At 65.4% G+C, this 2,965-nt stretch carries 1 protein-coding gene; it reads left to right on the forward strand.

The window, feature by feature from the left end; genetic code table 11:
- Positions 1 to 2,965 (forward strand): carboxylic acid reductase (car, locus tag JWP83_RS12630; RefSeq protein WP_297730282.1); only part of this gene is annotated, 2,965 nt, incomplete at both ends.

Raw genomic sequence — 2,965 nt, forward strand, 5'->3', positions numbered from 1 at the left:
GGGAGAACTTCGAGTCGGCCCGTGCCCGCCTGCAAGAGGTGGGCGCACAGGTGGTCGTCACCACGGTGGACGAGGTCGTCGAGTGCGGCAGCCAACTGCCTGCCGGACCGGCCTACACCGAGGGCAGCGACGAGCGCTTGGCGATGATCATGTACACGTCCGGCAGCACCGGTGCGCCCAAAGGCGCCATGTACACGGAGCGGACGGTCACCAAGGTGTGGACATCAGGGTTCTTCTTAACGCCAGGCATACCGGTGCTCAACGTGAACTTCCTGCCCCTGAACCACCTCGGCGGACGGCTGCCGCTGGCGTCGGCGTTCATCGCCGGTGGTACCAACTACTTCGTACCCGAGTCGGATTTGTCCACGCTGTTCGAAGACTGGGCACTGGTGCGGCCCACCGAAATGGGCGTGGTTCCGCGTGTAGTCGAGATGCTGTTCCAGGACTACCGCAGCGCCGTCGACCGCCGGATCGCCGAAGGAGCCGACTCGGCAGACGCCGAGGAGGACGCCGCGGCCGAATTGAGGGAGCGGCTGCTGGGCGGTCGGGTGCTGGGCGGTTTCGTCGGCAGCGCGCCGCTGGCCGGGGAGATGAAGACGTTCCTGGATTCGACGCTGGACGTACACATTATCGACGGCTACGGCCTGACCGAGACCGGCATCCTCACCAGGGACGGCGTGATCAGCCGGAAGCGGGTGCTCGACTACAAGCTAATCGACGTCCCCGAGCTGGGTTACTTCCGCACCGACCGGCCCCACCCGCGCGGGGAGTTGCTGGTCAAGACCGACACGATGACGCCGGGCTACTACAAGCGCCCGGAGATCACCGCCCAGGTTTTCGACGAGGACGGGTACTACCGGACCGGCGACGTGATGGCCGAGACCGAGCCCGATCGCCTGGTCTATGTCGACCGCCGCAACAACGTGCTCAAGCTCGCTCAGGGCGAGTTTGTCGCCGTGGCGAACCTGGAAGCCGTCTATGCCGGAGCTCCACTGGTGCGACAGATCTTCGTGTATGGCAACAGCGAACGGCCAAGCCTGCTGGCCGTCATCGTGCCCACCCCGGAAGCACTTGGCGAGTTCGGCGACGACATCGCCGGGCGGAAAGCCGCGCTGCGCGAGTCGCTGCGGCAGACCGCGACCGCGGCCGAGCTGCAATCCTACGAGGTGCCAGTCGACTTCCTGATTGAGACAGAACCTTTCACCGACGAGAACGGATTGCTATCCGGCTTGGGCAAGTTGCTACGGCCCAGACTCACGGAGCACTACGGCGAGCGGCTCGAGCAGATGTACACCGACATCGCAGCCGCACAAGTCGACGAGATACGGGCGCTGCGCGAGACGGCGGCCGATCGGCCGGTGGTGGAGACACTGGCCCGGGCCAGCCGCGCTCTGCTCGGCACCGCGCGCGCCAACCCCGACGCCCATTTCACTGACCTCGGCGGAGATTCGTTGTCCGCGTTGACATTCTCCAACCTAATCGAGGAGATCTTCGGGGTCGAGGTGCCGGTCGGAGCGATCATCAGCCCGGCCAACAACATCGAAAGGCTCGCGGACTACATCGAGACACAGCGCAGCGCCGGCGCGCGGCGTCCGAGCTTCACGACCGTTCACGGCCAGGGCGCGACCTCGATTTCGGCCAGCGAATTAACGTTGGACAAGTTCATCGACGCCCAGACATTGTCGAACGCAAAGTCATTGCCGCACGTCACCAGCGAACCCAACACTGTCCTGCTGACTGGCGCGAACGGCTGGCTGGGGCGGTTCCTGACCCTGGAGTGGCTGGAGCGACTCGCCGGGCGGGACGGCAAGCTGATCACCATCGTGCGCGGGCGCAACGCCGACGAGGCCCGGGCGCGACTGGAAAAGGCGTTCGACAGTGGCGATCCTGAGCTGCTGAGCCGGTTCCGTGAGCTGGCCGCCGCGCACCTCGAGGTGCTACCCGGTGATATCGGCGACCAGGATCTGGGTGTGGACGCCGCAACCTGGCAGCGGCTGGCCGACAGCGTCGATCTGATCGTGCACCCGGCCGCGCTGGTCAACCATGTGCTGCCCTACGACCAGCTGTTCGGCCCGAATGTCGTTGGGACCACTGAGCTTATCCGGTTGGCAATCACCACCCGGATCAAGCCCGTCACCTACCTTTCCACCATCGCGGTGGCGATGACGGTGCCGCCCGGCCAGTTCGAAGAGGACGGCGACATCCGCCGGGTCAGCCCCACCCGTCCGATCAACGACGACTACGCCAACGGATATGCCAACAGCAAATGGGCCGGCGAGGTTCTGCTCCGGGAAGCCAACGACCTGTGCGGCCTGCCGGTGGCCGTGTTCCGGTCCGACATGATCCTGGCGCACACCCGATACCGCGGGCAGTTCAACGCGCCGGACATGTTCACCAGACTGATCTTCAGCCTGCTGGTGACGGGCATCGCACCGCGTTCGTTTTACGAAAGCGACGGCATAGGCAGCCGGGCGCGGGCACACTACGACGGCCTGCCGGTCGACTTCACCGCTGAGGCGATCACCACGATCGGCACGCGGGTCACCGACGGCTACCGCTCCTTCGACGTGATGAACCCCTACGACGACGGTGTCTCACTGGATGTGTTCGTGGACTGGCTGATTCGGGCCGGCAACAAGATTCAGCGCATCGACGACTACGACGAATGGCTGACGCGGTTGCAGACCGCGCTGACCGGTCTGCCCGAACGGCAGCGTCAGCACTCGGTCCTGCCCCTGCTACACGCATTCCGCAAGCCAGAAAAGCCGGTCCGGGGTGCGGCCGCACCGACCGATGTGTTCCACGCCGAGGTGCGCACAGCCAAGGTCGGGCCCGACAAGGACATCCCGCACATCTCGGCGGAACTGATCGACAAGTACGCCGACGACCTACGTCAGCTGGGCCTGCTCAGCGCGAACCCGGTGCCGGTGCTCGACCAAGGTCATGGCGAGCGAAGCCGAAGTCA

This window comes from Mycobacterium sp., from assembly GCF_025965855.1.
In the GTDB taxonomy this organism is placed as follows: Bacteria; Actinomycetota; Actinomycetes; order Mycobacteriales; family Mycobacteriaceae; genus Mycobacterium.